17 protein-coding genes are annotated in these 19,771 nt (G+C 68.0%); 12 read left to right on the top strand and 5 right to left on the bottom strand.

From position 1 onward, the window contains the following. The first annotated feature begins 6 nt into the window (after positions 1-6). From SOM35_RS02505 to SOM35_RS02470, 8 genes are all read left to right on the top strand, one after another. Positions 7-612 carry a hypothetical protein gene (locus SOM35_RS02505; protein WP_290157098.1) on the top strand — a complete coding sequence of 202 codons (606 nt, stop codon included), beginning with the start codon at positions 7-9 and terminating at the stop codon, positions 610-612. Then, on the top strand, positions 609-1,352 hold the full coding sequence (locus SOM35_RS02500) for a hypothetical protein (RefSeq protein WP_320514266.1): 744 nt from the start codon (positions 609-611) through the stop codon (positions 1,350-1,352). The genes SOM35_RS02505 and SOM35_RS02500 overlap by 4 nt, the downstream gene beginning before the upstream one ends. After that, entirely contained in the window at positions 1,349-2,287 is a 939-nt protein-coding gene (locus SOM35_RS02495) for a hypothetical protein (RefSeq protein ID WP_320514265.1), read from the top strand. The genes SOM35_RS02500 and SOM35_RS02495 overlap by 4 nt, the downstream gene beginning before the upstream one ends. Continuing rightward, positions 2,287-7,029 (top strand): FtsK/SpoIIIE domain-containing protein, encoded by a 4,743-nt coding sequence (locus SOM35_RS02490; RefSeq protein WP_320514264.1) that lies wholly within the window; start codon positions 2,287-2,289, stop codon positions 7,027-7,029. The genes SOM35_RS02495 and SOM35_RS02490 overlap by 1 nt, the downstream gene beginning before the upstream one ends. Before the next feature lie 442 nt (positions 7,030-7,471). After that, positions 7,472-8,836 (top strand): replicative DNA helicase, encoded by a 1,365-nt coding sequence (gene dnaB, locus SOM35_RS02485; protein WP_111075290.1) that lies wholly within the window; start codon positions 7,472-7,474, stop codon positions 8,834-8,836. A 504-nt stretch (positions 8,837-9,340) separates the two neighbouring features. Continuing rightward, positions 9,341-10,345, top strand: coding sequence for a hypothetical protein (locus SOM35_RS02480; RefSeq protein ID WP_320514263.1), 1,005 nt, complete (start codon positions 9,341-9,343; stop codon positions 10,343-10,345). 275 nt (positions 10,346-10,620) lie between these two features. Next, the gene (locus SOM35_RS02475) at positions 10,621-11,187 is read left to right on the top strand and encodes a hypothetical protein (protein ID WP_320514262.1); all 567 of its coding nucleotides are present in this window, start codon (positions 10,621-10,623) and stop codon (positions 11,185-11,187) included. An 87-nt stretch (positions 11,188-11,274) separates the two neighbouring features. Continuing rightward, complete coding sequence (locus SOM35_RS02470) at positions 11,275-11,391, top strand: LPXTG cell wall anchor domain-containing protein (protein ID WP_146249867.1); 117 nt, start codon at positions 11,275-11,277, stop codon at positions 11,389-11,391. 176 nt (positions 11,392-11,567) lie between these two features. Here SOM35_RS02470 and SOM35_RS02465 read toward each other — a convergent pair whose 3' ends face one another. From SOM35_RS02465 to SOM35_RS02450, 4 genes are all read right to left on the bottom strand, one after another. Continuing rightward, positions 11,568-12,266, bottom strand: coding sequence for a hypothetical protein (locus SOM35_RS02465; protein ID WP_111087044.1), 699 nt, complete (start codon positions 12,264-12,266; stop codon positions 11,568-11,570). A gap of 566 nt (positions 12,267-12,832) precedes the next feature. Further along, on the bottom strand, positions 12,833-13,858 hold the full coding sequence (locus SOM35_RS02460) for a toll/interleukin-1 receptor domain-containing protein (protein ID WP_320514261.1): 1,026 nt from the start codon (positions 13,856-13,858) through the stop codon (positions 12,833-12,835). Positions 13,859-13,938: 80 nt separating this feature from the next. Further along, entirely contained in the window at positions 13,939-14,415 is a 477-nt protein-coding gene (locus SOM35_RS02455) for a GNAT family N-acetyltransferase (protein ID WP_320514514.1), read from the bottom strand. Positions 14,416-14,466: 51 nt separating this feature from the next. Further along, the gene (locus SOM35_RS02450; RefSeq protein ID WP_320514260.1) at positions 14,467-14,988 is read right to left on the bottom strand and encodes a DUF4265 domain-containing protein; all 522 of its coding nucleotides are present in this window, start codon (positions 14,986-14,988) and stop codon (positions 14,467-14,469) included. A gap of 152 nt (positions 14,989-15,140) precedes the next feature. On the opposite strand from SOM35_RS02450, the gene SOM35_RS02445 reads away from it, so the two are divergent. Beyond that, the gene (locus tag SOM35_RS02445) at positions 15,141-15,641 is read left to right on the top strand and encodes a GNAT family N-acetyltransferase (protein ID WP_320514259.1); all 501 of its coding nucleotides are present in this window, start codon (positions 15,141-15,143) and stop codon (positions 15,639-15,641) included. A 95-nt stretch (positions 15,642-15,736) separates the two neighbouring features. Here SOM35_RS02445 and SOM35_RS02440 read toward each other — a convergent pair whose 3' ends face one another. Further along, on the bottom strand, positions 15,737-16,267 hold the full coding sequence (locus SOM35_RS02440) for a hypothetical protein (RefSeq protein WP_320514258.1): 531 nt from the start codon (positions 16,265-16,267) through the stop codon (positions 15,737-15,739). A 382-nt stretch (positions 16,268-16,649) separates the two neighbouring features. Between SOM35_RS02440 and SOM35_RS02435 the strand changes: the two genes are divergently transcribed. From SOM35_RS02435 to SOM35_RS17380, 3 genes are all read left to right on the top strand, one after another. Next, positions 16,650-17,162 (top strand): P-loop nucleotide/nucleoside kinase family protein, encoded by a 513-nt coding sequence (locus SOM35_RS02435; RefSeq protein WP_320514257.1) that lies wholly within the window; start codon positions 16,650-16,652, stop codon positions 17,160-17,162. 152 nt (positions 17,163-17,314) lie between these two features. Beyond that, positions 17,315-18,751, top strand: a complete 1,437-nt coding sequence (locus tag SOM35_RS02430) for a carboxypeptidase regulatory-like domain-containing protein (protein WP_320514256.1) — start codon at positions 17,315-17,317, stop codon at positions 18,749-18,751. Further along, positions 18,663-19,220 (top strand): allophanate hydrolase-related protein, encoded by a 558-nt coding sequence (locus SOM35_RS17380; RefSeq protein WP_414648547.1) that lies wholly within the window; start codon positions 18,663-18,665, stop codon positions 19,218-19,220. Before SOM35_RS02430 ends, SOM35_RS17380 begins: the two co-directional genes overlap by 89 nt. Positions 19,221-19,771: the final 551 nt, after the last annotated feature.

The following is a 19,771-nucleotide window of genomic DNA, read 5'->3' as shown; positions in this document are numbered from 1 at the left end:
CATCCCATGAGCGCTGTACCCGTCCTCACCTCGACGATCGACGTCGACGCCCCGGAGTGGCTGGTGGTCCCCGGCGCCGACGAGCTGACGCCCGCCTGGCGAGCCGACGTGCTGGCCCTGTTCGACGCGGTCGCGGACATCGACCGGGAGGCGCAGGGTCCCGACCGGCTGTTCGCCGACGGTCCGTCGGTGGACCCGGAACACGCCGTCGACACCCTGCTGGAGTTCCGCGCCTCGCTCGACGGCGACGAGCGTCTGGTCGCGGCCCTGACCGTGCCGAACCGGTGGCCGCTGCCGGTGATCGTCTCGGTCGGGGTGGCGGACGAGTCCGGCCCGGACCTGCTCGAGCTGGCCGGCGCGACCGGTGGCGCTCCGTCGGATCCCCCGGCGGTGGACGAACTGCCCGAGGACGTCGGCGGCGAGGGCCCGGTCGTGACGCGCTTCGACGTGGACGACGAGGGCGTGATCTGGGCCACGGTGTGCGCCGTCCGACGGCAGGACGGCGTGGACACCCGGGTGCTGTGGCGGACGCGGGAGCTCGACGTCGTGCCGGTCTTCGCTCCCGAGGTCGTCGCCCTGGTCGGCCGCGTCCGGAACGAGGTGTCCGCATGACCGCCCCGATCTCGTCGTTCCTGATGGTCGTCCCGCCGGGATGGGCCCGCCTGCCCGCACGTGAGGAGGACCGACAGGTCCTCGCCGCCACGGTCCGCGAGGTCATCGCCCGCGCACTGCCGGACTCGCTGCCGCGCGACCGTGCCGACCCGCTCCGCCAGGAGATGCAGAAGCGCCTGATGTCGACCGTCGTCGAGGCGGGCGACAACGGCGCGACCGCGGTCTACCTGCCGGTGCAGCCCGTCGACGGGTTCACCCCGCCGGTGTCGATCATCGAGAGCGAGGTCGACGACGAGTCCGACCAGGCGCCGGAGGAGGTCATCGCCGAGCTGCTCGCCGACGCCCTGCCGGACCGGCACGACCAGCAGGATCCGGGCCTCCGCCAGGTCGACGGCGGCATCGCGGCCCGTACCGAGACGCAGCTCCGTCGGGCCGTGCCGGACGAGGTGGCGGGCGAGCTGCCCGCGGTCGACGACCGTCAGGTGGTCTACACGATCCCGGTGCCGCACCGGCCGGGCCGCTGGGTGGTGATGTCGTTCTCGGCGATCAGCGCCCCGGCGGACCAGGACGCGACCGAACCCGGTGCCGAAACCCGGGACATCGGTACCGACGAGCGGATCACCGACGCCCTGGTGATGCTCTTCGACGCCATGATGACCACGTTCCGCTGGACCGACGTCCCCGACGCCGAGCCGACCCCGCTCGAGCTCCGTCTGGCCGAGATCGGTGGCACGGCGTGAGCTGGGACTTCCTGCACCCGGCGTCCCACCTGGTGCTCACCTGCGCGGCCCTGCTGTTCGTCGCGACCCTGGCCTTCGTGGTGCCGGTGATCGTCGCGCTCCGCCGCCGGACCGCGACGGACGCCATCGCCTGGGCCGACCGGGTCCGCCGTGACGACGCCACCGCGTGGTCGCTCGACCGCGTGCTCCGGAGCGTCGAGGCCTCGTGCCGGACGGCCGGCGTCGTGTTCCCCGGCTTCGTCCGGGCGTCGATCGGCCACACCGTGCGGCTCGACCTGACCGCCCCCACCGTCGCCCCGCCGGAACCGTGGACCGCTACCCCGGACGGGCACTCGTGGTCGGCACCGATGCAGGCGCTGCAGGCCGTCGCGCTGACCGAGGACGCCTCGGTCCGGTTCGCGACGGTCGTCGGCCTCGGCACCGACCAGGACGGCAGCGTCCTGGTCGACCTGGCCGCGGTCGGCGGGGTCGTCGCCCTGGGTGGGGACCGTGCCGCCCGCACCGCCATCGCCCGCCGGGTCGTCGACCAGGTCCGCACCGACCCGTGGTCGCGCACCACCCCGGTGCTGACGGTCGGCATCCGGGGCGACGAGTTCGGCACCGTGGCGTCCGTCTCGGTGGCCGAGGCGGTGGCGACCGTCTCGGCGGACGCGACCCCGGGCCTCCTGGTCGTCCAGAGCCTGCCGGGCGGCGCGGACGGTCGTGAACTGGTGCGGCTGCTCGAGCGGCCGAGCGGCCGCTGGGCCGTGATCGCGCTGCAGCCGAGCCCGCTCGCCCGCTGGACGCTCGAGTGCCGTCGTGACGGTACCTCGACCTCGGCGGAGCTCGGGTCGGTCCGGTGGATGGACCTGGGGCTGTCCGAGCCGGTCGTCGACGAGGCCGCTCCGACCGCAGCGCCGACCGAGACCGCTCCGACACAGACGGCCGGCGCCTGATGCAGGTCGTCGTCACCGTCGTCGACGACGTCACGGGCGTGCGCTCGGACGTCCTCATCGACGCACCCGGATCCGCCACCATGCGCTCCGTCGTCGACGCGTTGTCGCGCCGGACCGGCGGGACGCCCCTGCCCGCCGAGGCCGGTGACGCCGACGTGCGCTTCGCCGACAGTGGCCTGGTCGACGGCGCCGTCCTGCACATCGGCGCCGATGCCGACACCGGTGCCGGACGCGGCCTGGTCGACCTGCTCGTCGCCGGTGGCGTCGGCGCGGGCCGGTGCGTCCGGGTCGGCGTCGGGACCGTGCGCCTGGCGTTCACCCCGGACAGCGACACGCTCACCGGTTCCGAGACGGCGGGGCTGCCCGGCCTGGAGGCACGGATCGCCTTCGACGGGACCGTCACCGTCCGCCTCGCCCCGGCCTTCGTGGCCGAGCCGTCGCCGGACCCGGCGGTCGTCGCGGACGCTCCGGAGGGCGCCGGAACGTCCGGCGACCCCGCTGCCGCCCTGCCGGGTGCGCTGCCGCCCGGTGCCCTGCCGCCCGTTGCCCCAGCTGCGGGAGCCCTGTCCTTGGAGTCCCTGCCCCCGGGTGCGCTGCTGCCCGGGGCCCTCGACCCCGCCGCCGGCCACCCCGACACCGACCCGTCCGCGCTGCCCGAGGTCACCGTCGACGGCGAGCACGTCGGCGACGAGTGGACCGCGTGGGAGCCGGGCGCGGTCCTCCGGGTCGCCGAGACGGCGCTGACCGTCCGCCCGGTGGCCGTCGTCGACCGGATGCTGCTGCGTCCGCCGGACTCCGGCCAGCTCGACTTCAACCGGCCGCCCCGCCTGCTGCCGCCCCTGCGCCCGACGTCGTTCCGGATCCCGAAGCCGCCCGTGCCGCCGCAGCGGTCCGCACTGCCGTGGATCATGGTGTTCGTGCCGGCGATGTTCGGCATCGTGATGGCGACCGTCTTCCACTCGCCGTTCTACCTGCTGTTCGCGTTCATGACGCCGATCATGGTGATCGGGCAGACGATCACCGCACGGAAGACCGGCAAGAAGAGCCACCGCAAGGCCCTCGCCGACCACGCCGACCGAGTGCGGGCGATCGAGGACGCGGTGGCCGGGGCCGTCCTGGCCGAACGGGACCAGCGTCGGGAGGACTCCCTCGACGCCGCCGCACTGCGGATCACCGCGACGACCCCGACCCGGCGCCTGTGGGAGCGCCGCCCGACGGACGCCGACCACCTGCACGTGCGGGTCGGCATCGGGGACCTGCCCTCCACCGTCACCGTCGAGGACGACCGCGACCAGGACCGCCTGGACCAGGAACCCCGCTGGACGCGGGGGGTGCCCGTGACGGTGCCGCTCGCCGAGGTCGGTGTCGTCGGCATCGCCGGACCCGGCACCTGGCCCCGCTCGATCGGCCGTTGGCTGCTCGGCCAGCTCGCCGTCACGCAGTCCCCGCGCGAGGTGCAGTTCGTCGTGCTGACCGCGCAGTCGGCCGTGCCGGACTGGGCGTGGACCGTGTGGCTCCCCCACGTGCGACCGACGGACGGGCAGGAGGCGCTGGCCCTTGTCGGGTCGGACGCCGAGACCATCGGCCGCCGCCTGGCCGAACTGACGCAGATCCTGGCCGAGCGTCGGGCCGAACGACAGAAGAACGTCAACAGCCGGCGTCGGTTCTCGCCCGAGATCGTCGTCGTGCTCGACGGTGCACGCCGACTCCGTGCGATGCCCGGTGTCGTCGGCCTGCTCCGTGACGGACCGGCCCTGGGCATCCGGCTGATCTGCATCGACGAAGAGGAGTGGCAGCTCCCCGAGGAGTGCGTCGCCACCGTGCTGCACCGCTCGCCGACGCAGCTGGTCCTCCGCCGCCAGATGTCCGCGCCGGTCGACCTCGTGCTGGCCGACCGCATCGAGGACGACTGGTTCGACGAGGTCGCCCGCGCGCTCTCGCCGCTGCGCGACACCTCCGGCTCGGACGGCGACGGCCTGGTGCCGGACAGCGCCCGGCTGCTCGACGTGCTCGACCTGCCGCAGCCGAGCGGTTCCGTGATGGCCTCGCGCTGGCGGTCCGGCTCCCCCACCACCTCGGCGGTCGTCGGGGTCGGCATCGACGGGCCGTTCGCGCTCGACCTGGTGCGGGACGGCCCCCACGGGCTCGTCGCCGGCACCACCGGGTCGGGCAAGTCCGAGTTCCTGCAGACCCTGGTGGCCTCGCTCGCGGCGGCGAACCGTCCGGACCGGATGACCTTCGTGCTCGTCGACTACAAGGGCGGTGCGGCCTTCAGCGTCGCCTCCGACCTGCCGCACACCGTCGGCCTAGTCACGGACCTGGACCAGCACCTGGTCGAGCGGGCCCTGCGGTCGCTCCGCGCCGAACTGACCCGGCGCGAGCACATCCTGGCCGCGTCCGGGGCGAAGGACATCGAGGACCACGAGGCCCACCTGGCCCGCGGTGGGTCCGGCGAGCAGATGCCCCGACTGGTCCTGGTGATCGACGAGTTCGCGGCCATGGTCACCGAGCTGCCCGACTTCGTCGCCGGGTTGATCGGCATCGCCCAGCGCGGTCGGTCCCTCGGCGTGCACCTGATCCTGGCCACCCAGCGCCCCGGCGGTGTGGTCGGTCCGGACATCCGCGCGAACACGAACCTGCGCGTCGCCCTCCGCATGACGGACGGCGGCGAGAGCACCGACGTCATCGACGTGGCCGATGCGGCACGTATCCCGAAGAGCGTGCCCGGACGGGCATACGCCCGACTGGGGCACTCGTCGGTCGTGCCGTTCCAGTCCGCCCGCGTCGGCGGTCGGTGGGCCGGTGAAGCGGACGCGAGTGCGGTCCTGCCGTTCGTCCGCGTCCTGGAGTGGCGGGACTTCGCGATGTCGCCGCCCGAGCGCCCGTCGAAGTCCGGCCCGGGCTCGGCAGCGACCGACCTGTCCGTCCTGGTCGGGGCGATGCGGGACGCCCGAGAGCAGATGGGCATCGGACCGCTGCACTCGCCGTGGCTGCCGCCGCTGCCCGAGCTGCTCCCCCTGTCCGCGGTGGCCTCGGCGACCGTCGGCGGCTCCTCATCCGGCCCTTCTGCTGGTGCTGACGTCAGTGAAACCCCCGTCGGGGGTTCGGGTCTGACCTTCGCCTGGGGCCTGGAGGACCTGCCCGACACCCAGCAGCAGCGTGCCGCGACCGTCGACCTCGAGCGCTTCGGCCACCTCTACGTCGTCGGCGCCCCGGGCTCCGGCCGGTCCCAGGCGCTCCGCACCCTGGCCGCCTCCGCGGCCGGGTCGATCGCCTCCAGTGACCTGCACCTCTACGTCGTCGACTGCGGCAACGGCGCCCTGGCGTCGTTGCAGTCCCTGCCCCACTGCGGGGCCGTCGCCCAGCGCACCCAGGTGGAGCGCGCCTCCAGGCTGATCGAACGCCTGACCCGTGAGATGGCGCGACGCCACGACGTGATCGCCGCGGCCGGGGCCGCGAACATCACCGAGCAGCGGATGCTCGCCGCCGAGGCGGACCGCCTGCCGCACGTGCTGGTCCTGGTCGACCGGTGGGAGAACTTCACCACCACGCTCGGGGAGGTCGACGGCGGGTCCCTCACCGAGGCGATCCAGTCGTTGCTGCGCGACGGCACCGGTGCGGGCATCCACGTCGTCATCTCCGGCGACCGCACGCTGCTGACGTCGCGGATGTCGACACTGACCGACGACAAGATCGTGATGCGCCTGACCGACCGACTGGACTACTCGCTCGGCGGGATCAACCACCGACAGCTGCCGGCGACCATCCCACCGGGGCGCGGCTTCCGTGCCGACAGCGGGACCGAGCTGCAGTTCGCGACCCTGGGTGAGGACGTGTCGGGCCAGGGGCAGACGGCCGCCGTCCAGGCGCTCGCACGGCGGGTCCGGGCCGACGAGGAGACGCTCGGACTCCCCCGGATCCGGCCGTTCCGCGTCGATGCGCTGCCGAAGGACCTGGACCTCGACGGCGCGCTTGAGCTCGACGGAGCGCCCGCACCGGCGTCGATGGTCGCCGTCACCGGCATCGGTGGCGACGACATGTCGCTGCAGACCGTGGACCTGCGCGAGGGCGGCGGCACCTTCATCGTCGCCGGTCCCTCGCGGGCCGGGCGTTCGACGATGGTCGCCGCGATGGCGCGCTCGCTGCTGGCCGGCGGGACGCCGATCGTGGTGTTCGCACCCCGGCCGGGAGCCGTGCGCGACCTGGCCGGTCTGCCCGGCGTCCTGGCGACCGTCACGGGCGACGACGTCTCGGCGTCGGACGTCGAGGACCTGCTCGGCCGGCCCGGGGTCGTCCTCGTCGTCGACGACGGCGAGCTGCTCATCGACTGCTCCGCGAAGGCCGAGCTCCGCACCTTCGTGCGCGGGTTGGCCGACAACGGGCAGGGGCTGGTGCTCGGCGGCAACACGACCGGGCTGGCCGCCGGGTTCGGTGGGTGGCAGGTGGACGCGAAGAAGAACCGTCGTGGGGCGCTGCTGTCGCCGCAGGACACGCTCGCCGGTGACCTGGTGGGTGTGCGGATCTCGCGGTCGTCGATCTCGTCGCGGGTGCAGCCCGGCACGGCGCTCGTGCACCTGGGGACGGGCATCGCCTCGACCGTGCAGGTGCCGATGGTCACGGCGGCGACCCGGACCGGGTCGGTCGCCGTGCCGTCTGCCGCCGGGCCGTCCGACGTGGTGTCTTCTGCGGATGACGGCGTGTCGGCGGGTGTCGGTGACGTCCTGGAGGCGCGGGCCGGCTGAGCAGGTCCGGCACCCGAAACACGGTTGGCTGGTTACGTCCTGCCCCGCTCTGCCCACCTGGGAGCCAGCCGAGTGGAACGGGACGATGCGCCCGTTTGTCAAGTCGGTTCTGCACAGTGGGGGCAGTGAACGGGAACCTTCGACTCCCACTTGAAGCCGAGTTCTCCACACATGGTGTGGAACAGGAAAGCCCTGGTCAAGAGTCGAAAGTGTGTTCCCCAGGGGAGTTGTCCACAGCTGAGTGCACAACCCTCCACACAAGAGCCCGGCGTGTTCCACGGTCTCTCCACAGAGTTGTCCACAGGGCCGTTTGCTGGGGATAACTCCGTACCCGTAGCTTGAGCCAGCGACTCGGGGATGTCGGTCGCCCGGGGTAGAACTGCTCGGTGGGGAGCGGTTCAGTGAGCCGTCCGCCAGCACCGCCAAACACTGAGGAGCACGTGTGTCGATCGCGCATCTGGACCCGGCCCCCCGGGAGTACGCCGAGCGGAACAACGACCGCACTCCCCCGCACGACATGCTCGCGGAGCAGTCGACCATCGGCGGCATGATGCTGTCGAAGGACGCCGTCGCCGACGTCATCGAGACCGCCCGCGGTGTCGACTTCTACATCCCCAAGCACGAGGTCATCTTCGACGCGATCCTGTCGCTGTACTCCCACGGTGAGCCGACCGACGTCATCGCCGTCACCGACGAGCTGACGAAGACTGGCCTGCTGTCCCGTGGTGGCGGTGCCGAGTACCTGCACAGCCTGACCAGCATGGTGCCGACCGCAGCGAACGCCGGCTACTACGCCGCCATCGTCGCCGAGAAGGCCGTGCTGCGCCGCCTGGTCGAAGCCGGCACCCGCATCGTCCAGATGGGCTACGCCAGCGAAGGCGAGGTCACCGACCTGGTCAACAGCGCCCAGGCCGAGGTCTACAACGTCGCCGGCGGCGTGCAGACCGAGGACTACGTCCCCCTCACCGAAGCCATCGGCACCGCCATCGACGAGATCGAAGCCGCCAAGGGCCGCGACGGCCAGATGACCGGCGTCCCCACCGGCTTCGCCCAGATGGACGCCCTGACCAACGGCTTCCACCCCGGACAGCTGATCATCGTCGCCGCACGACCCGCACTGGGCAAGTCGACCCTGGCGCTCGACCTGTGCCGCTCGGCTGCGCTCAAGCACAACCAGACCGCCGCGTTCTTCTCGCTCGAGATGGGGCGCGCCGAGATCGCCATGCGTCTGCTGTCCGCCGAGTCCAGCGTCCCCCTGCAGAACATGCGCAAGGGCACCGTCGACGCCCGCGACTGGACCACCATCGCGCAGACCCGCGGGCGCATCAACGACGCCCCGTTCTTCATCGACGACTCGCCCAACATGACCCTGGTCGAGATCCGCGCCAAGTGCCGCCGACTCAAGCAGCAGCACAACCTGAAGCTCGTCGTCATCGACTACCTGCAGCTGATGACCTCCGGCAAGAAGGTCGAGAGCCGCCAGCAAGAGGTGTCGGAGTTCTCGCGTGCGCTCAAGCTCATGGCGAAGGAGCTGCAGGTGCCCGTCATCGCGCTGTCGCAGCTGAACCGTGGACCCGAGCAGCGTGCCGACAAGAAGCCGATGATCTCCGACCTGCGTGAGTCCGGGTCGATCGAGCAGGACGCCGACATGGTCATCCTGCTGCACCGTGAGTCGGCGTACGAGAAGGACAACCCGCGTCAGGGGGAGGCGGACCTGATCGTGGCGAAGCACCGTAACGGGCCGACGGACACGATCACCGTGGCGTTCCACGGGATGTTCTCGCGGTTCGTGGACATGCCGCAGTAGGGGAGTTCGTGTCGTCGGCCAGCTAACTTGTCCGACTGCCACTCAACGTGTCTGAAATACGGTCACGGACACGTTGTTTGGCAGCACGGACGCGTCACGTTGACCAGGGGTCGGCTAAGTCTTCGTACATGGGGAGGTGTCCGTATGGCGTGCGTGAACTGAGATAGTTCGCGGACCACCTATGCGAGACGGGGTGCGCCCCGGAGCGAGCTATAGGAGTCCGGGGCCGCCCGTAAGCACCCGGGGGTCCACTGGAGGCCCGGCATCCGGGACGCACGAAATGAGAATCCGACGCGGCGACAAGCAGGCAACCAGTCTGGCTGATTCGGGTCCGGGTCTACCCGACATCGTGGAAGTAGCGACCAGTAGACCGCCCGGGTGTCCCAGGTAGGTCGATGCGAGAGTTACGCCTCGCCAAGTTACGTCCTGCAAGACAGGCAGTTCCGAATCCGCGATGTCAGATGTGTGCGCAAGACTGTCTGAGTGATTAACACTCAGGCTCGAGTGACCTTTTGGGTCCCACAACTGTGGATCGGTATGGACGCAATCGGCGCAACGTTCAATTACGAATTCGGTGGAAAACGCGTAACACTGAGCCTGCCGACGGATGGCGACGCGTTTTCGAAGTTGCCCGATCGCTTCCTGCATTCCCCCGTTCCGTCGCTCGTGCAGGCAGGACCTGTCTTCCAGGAGGAGAATCGGGACTCTGCTACTGCTGCTCTCGTGCTCTTCCAAGTTGCGATTGAAACTGAACTGGAGTTCCCGGCTCAAAAGCCGGCAGAACTCGACGAGGGACAACGGCAGGCGGTGGAGACCTGCCTCCGCGAGGCGATTGACCGTGCATCCAACGTCGCGGGTCGGTTCGTGCGTCACGTACGAGCAGCCGCCCCGGCGCAGTCTTGGCTAGGTCTGTCCAGCCATACGCCGAAGCAGTATGGCGTGGCCTCGCTGGAGTACCTGGACACTGGTGAGTTCATCTTCGGCCTTGGCGAGGAACAGTCCGTTACTGTCCGCTCCTCCCGGCTCCGACTCGACAGGGCAGACCTGGATCGCATCAGTGTGGACATTGCTTCCGAGACTGAGCCGCCAGTCGCTGAATCACTTTTGGCCGACGCCTGGCATCTCGATGACGCGACAGCAGCAAATGATCAGGATCGCGCGGTGCTAGTCGCCGCTGTCGCTTGCGAAGTGAAAAGCAAGCAAGCTATCCGTCGGTCAGTGGGCAAGGACCGAGTCCCCCTTGCGGAAATGATCCTCAAACGGCGCTCAAATCTTCCAGAACTCCTCGATGAGGTACTCGAGGCCTGCTGTGACATATCGCTCCGGCGGGCCGATGCGGAGCTCTACCAGCGCGTCAAGGCCCTCTCTTACCAGCGCAATGCGATAGTGCACAGTGGTCGGCGGGACGAGGGCGGCCCAGCGATGGCAATGCCAGCGGCCACCGCGTCCCGCATCTTCGAATGGATCGATACGTTCGTCCCTCCAGCAGACGACCCGGACGTCGATTAGGTGTCAGCTCATCCCGCTGCAACCGTCGAGTGGCTAATCGATATTCGTGGCAAGCAATCGCATTGGCTTCCGACACCGTTCCTCTCTCGCGCTCTCGCAACGAGGCGTCGCCGCCCGCGCGGCACGGCTCTCTCACCTGCCGTACAAGCGGCGGAGTCAGTCACTCGGAGCCGTCCCGATAGCCAGTCCCCTCGACGACCACACATGTCGCGGCGTGCAAGTCTGTGCAGGTGAATCTCGAAGGCCTACCCCGCCTATCCGCGTCTCATCGATGGGTGTACGTCGTCGGCAAGATCGTCGTTGAGTCCGTGAGCATGGACGCGCGGCTGCGAGCACTTCTCGCAGTCATGCGCGGCGACATCGAGCCGGACGCCGCTCTGGAAGCGGCACCGGCCTGGAACAAGAGCATCACCGACTGCCGAGAGCTTCTTCCCAGCATCGCGGATGACACCACTCGAACCGCCATCGCGGCCGTCCTAGACGAGGCTGACCATGCCTGGAACGAGCGGAACCGGTACGTCCACGACATGCTCGTCGACAAGATCGCAGCAGACGACGAGTCGTACCCGACAGTGGTCGGATCGAAGGGCGAGGACCAGCGGCTGCGTAGGCGACTCGCGCGCGACAAAAAGCGGGGCGCGCCAGCCGCTGAGGTCGTCTCTCTCGATCACGCCGTCGAACTGGTTGAACAGCTTGTGGCGGCCACCTGGCGCCTGCAAGCTGCGCGGGGCTACCTCCTCGGCCGAATTAGCATGTGGCGTCCTCTGCTCTTTGGACACGTCACCGGAGTCTGGGACGGATCGGTCGAATCGATTTCTGCCGATGATGACGAGGACGCCTGAGCCGTCTCGGTAGGCGATCCGCTGACGAGACAGCGGTCGCCCTCTAGTCGCAGGCGCACGAACGCACTCGTCGCCACCGTGGTGGTGATGCTCGCTGCTGTCAGTCCGAAGTCGGGCGCCACGATTCCTCTGTGGGCGTTCGTCCTCGTGATCGTGGTGATCGTCGCTGTCGGACTCACGATGTTTCTTCGCCGCAAGCGCTGACTGTCCTTTGGAGAGCTGGGGCGTCTCGTTCGGTAGCGGATCGCCTACCGAGAAGGCCGGAACGTCGGCGAAGGGCGACAAGATATTCGACCGACTCGAGCGATGAGCGCACTGCCAGGAGGCCTGGCGAGCCCACATCGGCGACGCGCTGCGGGTCGGTCGACAGCTGGCGCGGGTCAGTCTTCGAAGGGGTCCTCGAGGTGGGTCAGGAAGCGCTGCCCGAAGTCTGAGATGACGTGCAGCGACTGGTTCGGGTTGTGCGTGACGCCGTCGAATGCGTCTCGGTACCGCTGGGCGACATCGGTCGTCTCCTCAGCGAGGCCGAGCGTGACGAGCCGATTGATGCGCGGGCTCAGGGGCCCAAGTTCGGGTGCGAGCCGGTCGTTGGTGTCGCTGTCGCCGTAGCTCAGGCCGTAGACATGCGAGTGCTGCGAGAGCTCGAGGAGGAGCACGAGGTCGCGCGGCATGAGCCGGTCAAGGGCGTCGTCGAAGTCGTCAAAGTCGGCCGCGTCCGGTGAGTCGGCGTTGGCGCCGCGGCTCATGAGTGCATGACGCAGAAGCCGGCGCTTGTCCTCCGTGCCGGCCTCAAGGAGTTTCCGTGCGGTGCTGTTGGTCGCGGCGATGAACGCGTCGTCCGCGGCGAGCTCCTCGAACCGTCCGTGCACCTTGGCGCTGAGGCGCGTGAGATCCGCCTGCAGCTGCTCGAGGACGGCCGCGTTCCGCCGACCGGCGGCCGAGCCAAGCATGCGCGAGGTCAGCGTTCCGAGGAACGGGAGCGGGCTCATCGCGAGCTCGAGCAGCAAGCCGCCGGCGTCTTCGACGACATCCTTCGACTGCTCGCTCAGCCGCTTGCCGTCGGAGAACTCGTCGGACACGCTGTGACGTCCCAAGTGGTGATCGCTCTCGTGGTGGTGCTGCGCGGAGGGGGCCGAACGAGTATCTCGCGTCCGCGTCGCGACGATCGCAGCATGGCCGTGCCGGTGCATAGCAAGAAGCGGATCCCAAGCAGGAAGGACAGCCATGCCGGAGCGCGCCACAAGAGAAGGCTCCTGATGCCGATCGGTCAGCGGGACAGGTGCCTGAGTCCGAGGCTGACGACGCAGGGGTCAAGAGGATGCAGGCGTGGTGATGGCGTAGGCGATGGTGGCAGTCATGATGAGCCCGGCCGCGCAGAAAGTTCCGATCGCTCGACGAGACATTGACCGGCTTGCTCGGACGTCCCTGAGAGTGAGGACGATCGCGGCGGTCGCCACCACGCATCCGACGGCAACTCCCACCAGGATCACTGCTCGCATCATCTGTTGACCGTAACGGCTCGACGATCAGGGAAACGGATAGTGCCCAGGACTGAGCCGAACCCCGTCCGGTCGCCGGTCCCCATTCGGGGCGCGCTGGGAGTCTCGTGGCTTGCCTACACACCAGTGGTGTTTTAGCCGAACCGTCATGCGTCTTGTTCAACCCTGGGCGGTAGATCGTCAGGCGTAAGAGTGGCGCCGCGGTCGGCAGCGATGACGTAGCGCAGCTGAGCCGCGGCTTCGAAGCCGTTAAAGCCCGGCCGGAAGACCACGTCATCGTGCGTGAGGAGCGCCCAATAGCCCTCGCGGTTGACCATGACCAACGCGTCGCCGGGAGCGGTTGCCTCCACTCGGTTAGACATTGGCAGGGCGGCGAGGTCGACGAACGCCTTCGTTTGGTCTGCATCCGCGGTGATCAGGCCGATGTTGCCGATCCGATCGTTGTAGTGGCGCACACGCTTCTCTCCGCCCGGTCGGGGACCGCCGCCAGACAGGTACTCCATCTGGAGCTCAAAGCGGGCCTCATCGCTTCCGATGGCGAAGTGGCCAGAGTTCTCGTTTAGGTTCACCTCGATCGCCGCGCTGGTCCGCCCGTCGTGCCAACGAGCGGGATCGTTCCGGATCGCAGTCCTGGCTTGTGCTTCGGTTGCACCGACGAACGGGTTACGTCCCAACGCAGGAGCAACTTCGATTGGGACTCCGTGTAGTTCGCGGAGCAGCCGCTCATAGGCGTACTCGTGATCGTCCCGGAAGTCAATCCATTGTCTGCCGTCCAGGTATGCGGGTGGGACAGGCTGCCCCGCCACAGTCCCAGAGTCCGGGACGACAGCGATTACTCGATTGCCTCCTAGGTCGCGGTAGACGGTCGGGGAGACGATGGTCGTCTCCGTGCCAACACCAGAAGGCTGCTCGCCGCGATTGTCTGCCTTCGGGCCGTAATCATCGGAGAGCACGACTAGAACTCGGGCCGACGGAGCGCGATACCGCTCCATGAACAAGTTGAGATCGTGTCCGAGACGCACGTCCCAACGGTCGAGATGGACGTCAACTCCATTGGCACGCAACCGCCGAGCTAGCTCCGCAACCCAGGCGACATGCTCTTCGGAGGCCCAGGAATATGAAACGAAGGCAACCGGCGGGTCGGGCTGCTCTGAAGCTGGAAAAGTGTGCACATCTAAGTGTGGCCGCCAGCGAGACCACGACGAGCCTGAACGCGCCGGGTCACCTCACCCGACGTCCGGAGCAGGATCGGCTATCGGACATGGGTCGCCAGGTTCAACGTCATCGCGAGAGTCCCGACATCGTCCTGTCGACCGGTCTCGACGAAGCCCGCGCGTTCGTATGTCCGTACGGCTGGACGGTTGCCCGCCACGACGTTGAGGCCGATCGAGGTCGCACCGAGTGCATGAGCTCGGGCGACGGCGAGCCGCACCAAGTCATGGGCCAAGCCGCGGCCCCGCACGGCGGGGTCGAGCAGAACCCGTCCGAGGTGAGCATGGCCATCGTGCATCGTGAGTTCGAACTGGCCGATCGGTTCCGGACCCGCGTCAACGGCCACCCAAGCCGTTCGTTCAGGGCTCTGTTCGTCCACCGTGAGCTGGTCGAGAGTCAGAGGCCATCGCAGGCGGGGGCCGGCGAAGAGGTACAGCGCCTCGGCGTCCGGCACCCACAACACGATCAGATGGCAGTCATCACTGGATCGCGGTCGAATCGAGAGCACGTCGCACATCATCCGCGCGATTGGTCACAACGGCCAGAGGCAGGTCCGTTGACCGATCGGCTAACGGACGGAGCTGGCAGGGGTGCCGTCTTCCCACATCAGTGCTGTTGCCTGCTCCTCGTGGATGAGCAGGTCGCGGATCAGGGGCGCGTTCTCGACGGGGCAGGACAGGGCGATGAGGTTCTCCGAGATCGCGTCGACGAGACACCCGCGCTGGGCGTAGCGTCCTGCGATCGACCGCCACGCCGCGGCGAGGTCCGGATCTTCGCCGAGCCAGAGTCGGAAGGTGGCCTGGTTGCCGTGCTCGCTGACGCTCGTTGCCACGAGCGATCCTTCCGCGGATCTGACGGTGGCTACTGTGTCGTCGTAGTTCACGCCGTACACCCATGCGGGTACTGCACGAACCTGCACCAGGTCCGGCCCGATCGTCTTTGCGTTCAACGCTTCCCAGAACACGTCACCAGATTCGGAGGGAAGCGCGAACCAGACTTCAGTGTCCGCGTCGGACGCCGATTGCGTCGGCACAAGCGAAGATCCCGCCCATTCGGCCGGCCGACTGGGGTGCTGCCGGTACTCGCTCATGGCGGCAATCTATCCTCGCCATGCACCCGACCGCACTCGGTTTCGGTCGACGACACCGCCCGACCTCGAGCCCGGTTGACGATCGGGTGCCGGACGGGGCGATATACTGTCAGCGACGAAACCTCCGCCGACCACGGCGGAGGTTTTCTTGTATGAGCACCCCAACACCCCTGACCATCACCACCGCCGACGAACGACACCGCCCTCAGCTCGAACAGCTCTGGACCATGTTCCGGCACGAGATGTCCGCGTTCACCGGCACGCTCCCCGATGAGCGCGGCCGCTTCCGCCAAGAACGACTCGACGCCGGCCTTGCGGAGCCGGGCTGGTCGGCACACGTATTCCACCTCAGACCGCACCCGGTCGGACTCGCGGTCCTCCGCGGCCTCGACGAAGAGGAACACATCATCAGTAGCTTCTTCATCGCGCACGGAGTACGACGCTCTCGCATCGGACGTGCCGCCGTGACGGAACTGACCGCTGCGCACCCGGGGAGATGGGCGGTGGCCTACCAGGACCGCAACGAAGTAGCAGCGAAGTTCTGGCGCACGGTCGCGACCGAAATCGACCCGACGTGCACGTTCGAGCACCACGCCGTCCCAGGCCAGCCGGAGCTACCCGCCGACTCCTGGGCCCGATTCGGTGTCCGATAGCCGACTGGCTACCGGACGCGCTCTGAAGCTCCGCGGAGCACCTCGGGGGCCGCCGGCCCAAGTCGCAGATCGAGTGGTGCGCCGCCTGAGATTGTCTAGCGCTGACTGATTCGAGCGTTCGCTTCAGCCCAACGATTGGCCTGCTCGGGTGTGATCGCGACGTACAGGGGGCCGACCGGCTCGCCGATGTTTCGTCCGCTAGCTGTGGCGAGCGGCCAGGACGTCTCGTCCGGGTAGGTGGCGCGCTGGTGGACCGTCATCTTTCGGCACGCCGACCGCCACACGTTCACCAACATGCCTGATTCCGCTGCGATCGTTTCGGTCGGAAGGAACTCCCCGACGTGGCTTGCGCAGACATCGATCGCCTTCCTCCAGCGCTGCGAGGTTGCGGTCGGATTCTCGATCAGCGCGGTGAGGTTCTCCACCGACCACGGCGTGTGCTCATCGAGGGCTGCTTGGGTGCCGGGCACGGCCTGGTCAGTTTCGGGCGCACCCGTCGTCACCCTGATCTCTACAGTTCCGGGGGTCGGTTCGAACCCGAGAGCATCAAGCCGTTCCTGGATGAGTTCAACGATGCCGCCGTAGTGTTCGGCGGGGATGAGGTGGGGGATGTACGTCGTTGGCATGTCGCCTCCAGTCGATCTTCTGTTGCAACGCAGCTTACTCCACTTGCTGACTGGATTGCAATAGAGGGGCTAGCTGGCGAGCCACACAGGACACTCCCAACTCGGCTCCTCCACTGGGCCGACTGACCACCTCCGTGCCACGCGACCGGTCTGCGTGCCGGCACGATCTGGTCGCGGCTAGCCAACGTTCTCGGTCGTCGCACCGTCTTCTTCGAGGGTGCCGGGGACGGCGAGGAGTTCCGGGAGGTCTGCTGCGTCGATGTCGCTGTTGTCGATCGGCTTTCGGACACGTCATCGGAGGTGTGGCGGACGTATCCACTTCGCTGGTGCCGCGCGTCCAGGACCGATAGACAAGGAGCTACGGCCAACGAAGGAGTTGTCGATGCTGGTTCAGGTTTGTGGTCTTCCCGGTGCGGGGAAGTCGACGCTGTCTGCTGCGATCGCGGAGTTGACGCCCTCGCTGACGCTTCGCGTTGATGCGATCGAAGGCGCGATGTGGAAGTACCAGATCTCGCGCGAGCAGTCCGGGATCGCCGCTTACTCGATCATGCATGCCATCGCGGTACCGAATCTGCGGCGAGGACAGATGGTCATCGCAGACGCGATGAGTGGTGTGGAACCCGCTCGGGCTGGATGGGCGTCGACAGCAGAAGCCGCTGGGGTAGCGCTGCGCGTGATCGAGGTCGTGTGTCCGGACGTTGACGAACACCGTCGCCGCGTGGAACAGCGTGCGAACGACCTGCCAGGGTTCACCTTGCCGACGTGGGACGAGGTACAGCGCACCGCCGACGAGTACGAGCCCCGCACGGACGATCGCCTCGTCATCGACAGCACCCGCCCTCTCGGAGAGACCGCACGCCAGGCCCTCAACTACCTCGGACTCCACGCCCGCTAAAGGATCCACCACCGCACAGGTCGCGGGACGTTCGTCTCTTACCCCACCGTGCAGCGGGGCCCTTCAGTCGTGGGGTTGTCATGCGCGCGCCCCTGACTAGGCTCCTCTTCGGGGGGAACGGACGGTTCCTCGACCGAACTCGGAGGAACCTCGTGCAACGACAGACCCGTTTCTCTCGCACGCTGGCGATGATCGCGATCGCTGCAACAGCCATGGTCGGAATGCTCGGCATGGCTGGTCCAGCGCAGGCCGACACCGCGTTCTCAGTGTCGGGGACCCTCACGGGCAAACCGTCCGCCACCGCGGCTGCCGTGCCACTGGCGGGCGTCCGGGTGTTCCTCAGCGGCACCGCGGGGAACAACATCGGCGCCTACGCGTACACGGACGCGTCGGGGCACTGGTCGATCTCGAAGGTGAACGACTCGTCCAGCAGTGCAAGCGACGTTCCGCTCACCGCGGGCACCTACGCGGTCCAGTTCAACTGCAACGACGCGAACAGCGGGAGCTGCAACCACGACTACGTCGTCGAGTACCTCGGCCACACGTTCCAGTCGAGCGACTCGACCAAGGTCACGCTGACGTCGGCCAATCCGACCGCGACCGCCGACGATGAACTCGCTCGCGGTGCTGCGGTCTCGGGCACGGTCACGACCGCGACGGGCGGGGCGGTCGCCGGCGCCTATGTCTCTGCGAACCCGAAGGGCGGTTTCTCCAACGCCTACACGACCACAGCCGCCGACGGCAGCTACACGCTCGACCAGCTGGCCACGGCCAATGAGGTCATCAGCGCGGACTTCACGGACTACGTGCATCGCGACGAACACGGTTTCCCAGTCACCTACAGCACCCAGTGGTTCAACCACGCCGCGACGGAGAGTGCTGCGACGCCTCTGACGCTTGTCCCGTCGGCCACGAAAGCCGGCATCGACTTCGCATTGTCCGTCGCGCCGTCCGTAATCGGTCGGGTCGTCGATGCTGCGGGGAACGGTGTACCCGCCCTCGGCATGGATCCGCTTCGCTTCGATCCCGCCACCGATCAGTTCGTCAGCCCGAACTCAGGCCCGTACGACACCAACGATCAGGGGTACTTCAAGCTCACGGGGAACCCGGGCTTCAGCTTGGACCAGGGCGTCGCTCAGTACAAGCTGCTGTTCTCCGACTATCTCGGCAACGATAACGGCAAGCCGCAGACTCGAACCCCGTTCGAGACGACCTGGTACCACGACGCATCCTCGTTCGACGACGCGACCGTCATCACCCTGCCGACAAGCGGGAACACCGACCTCGGTACGGTCACCGTCGTCCCGCACACGGGTGCGTTGCGCTTCATCGGAAACCCGGTCATCCAGGACAGCCAATCCCAGGACGGCTCGCTCACGATCAATGGCGACGCCCCCTCCCCCGGCACCGCGACACGGACCGCGCAGTGGAACCGCAACGGCACCCCCATCAGCGGAGCAACGACCTTCTTCTACGCGCCGACCGCAGCGGACCAGGGAACTGTCCTCACCGTCACGGTCACCGCGAAGCTCGGCGCCGAAACGGCCACGGCAACGTCCGCGGGCTACAACGTCCCGTCCGAGAAGTAACAGGGGCAACCAGGCCACTCCGACGGCCAGGAGCTGCATCGAACCCTGCAATCATGAGAGCAGATCCGTAGCGATATCCCAGTATCCCTGTGAGGGCGGCGAGCCCTCGCGCCGGCCGACTCGGTCGCGGTCAGCTTCCACGTCCGACCGAACAGGAATCACCGGACGGCGATGGTCGATACCGGCCGCGCCCGTCGGCGGGTTACTCAACCAGCTCACCGCGCCCATGGCCATCGGCATCGTTGCCCTCGACACCGGCGAAGAGGTGCTCGGCTCCCTCTGGGGGCCCGCCACCATCATCGGCGCACCCGACATCACGCGCACCGGCTCGTGGACGAGATCGCCACCGAGGACCTCATGGACCGTCCTGTGGACCGTCGGGATAGCCAGCCAGGACCCGGCTGCCCCAGACGGATGGCTTCGCGTCGTCGACCGAAGCATCTCCGCAGCCTGGACTACCCAGAGCTGACGCCGCGTCGTGCCTCTGCGTCACCGGTAATGCCGCTCCCGTTTCGCTGGTTTGTAACGCACCGAAACGATCCGTCTCAACAGCCGATCGACTATCGGACGCAGCAGCGACGTCGGTGGACCGGGACTTCGCCGCAAGCTGTTTGCCCATTCGAAAACGGCCGTCGGGACGGATGCACGCGCAATCGACACCTGAAACCGGGGACACGTCGCTGTTACCGCGCTTCTACTATGGGCTCCGTGCGCCTCATGCTGAAGACCGTGTTGCCGACCGTCATCGCGATCACGATGCTTGCCGGTTGCGCTGGCACTGCACCTGACGACGACGCTGCGATCGGCCGCTGGCAGACTCGACAGGAAGCAGCGACGGGGGGGGGGGGGGACGATGGCGACCTCCTTGGCGTCCTTTCCGGCCGCGTGGGAGCGGGGCAAAGCGGCAACACTGAGGACGTTGCCGGACGTGTCAGGATGAAATTCGCGAGTCCTACTGAACTTCGGAGTGTCACCCTCTGGTGCTTCGGGCACGGTACGGTCCGCGGCTACCTGTCTATC

It is taken from the genome of Curtobacterium sp. CFBP9011, from assembly GCF_034045095.1.
Taxonomy (GTDB): Bacteria; Actinomycetota; Actinomycetes; order Actinomycetales; family Microbacteriaceae; genus Curtobacterium.
This window is presented reverse-complemented; position numbering and strand designations above follow the sequence as displayed.

Excerpts from the sequence above, each read along its gene's own strand:
- SOM35_RS02440 (WP_320514258.1), bottom strand. The coding sequence starts at position 16,267 with ATGCCAACGACGTACATCCCCCACCTCATCCCCGCCGAACACTACGGC.
- SOM35_RS02490 (WP_320514264.1), top strand. The coding sequence starts at position 2,287 with ATGCAGGTCGTCGTCACCGTCGTCGACGACGTCACGGGCGTGCGCTCG.
- SOM35_RS02455 (WP_320514514.1), bottom strand. The coding sequence starts at position 14,415 with ATGTGCGACGTGCTCTCGATTCGACCGCGATCCAGTGATGACTGCCAT.
- SOM35_RS02445 (WP_320514259.1), top strand. The coding sequence starts at position 15,141 with ATGAGCACCCCAACACCCCTGACCATCACCACCGCCGACGAACGACAC.
- SOM35_RS02500 (WP_320514266.1), top strand. The coding sequence starts at position 609 with ATGACCGCCCCGATCTCGTCGTTCCTGATGGTCGTCCCGCCGGGATGG.
- SOM35_RS02505 (WP_290157098.1), top strand. The coding sequence starts at position 7 with ATGAGCGCTGTACCCGTCCTCACCTCGACGATCGACGTCGACGCCCCG.
- SOM35_RS02450 (WP_320514260.1), bottom strand. The coding sequence starts at position 14,988 with ATGAGCGAGTACCGGCAGCACCCCAGTCGGCCGGCCGAATGGGCGGGA.
- SOM35_RS02435 (WP_320514257.1), top strand. The coding sequence starts at position 16,650 with ATGCTGGTTCAGGTTTGTGGTCTTCCCGGTGCGGGGAAGTCGACGCTG.
- SOM35_RS02470 (WP_146249867.1), top strand. The coding sequence starts at position 11,275 with ATGCTCGCTGCTGTCAGTCCGAAGTCGGGCGCCACGATTCCTCTGTGG.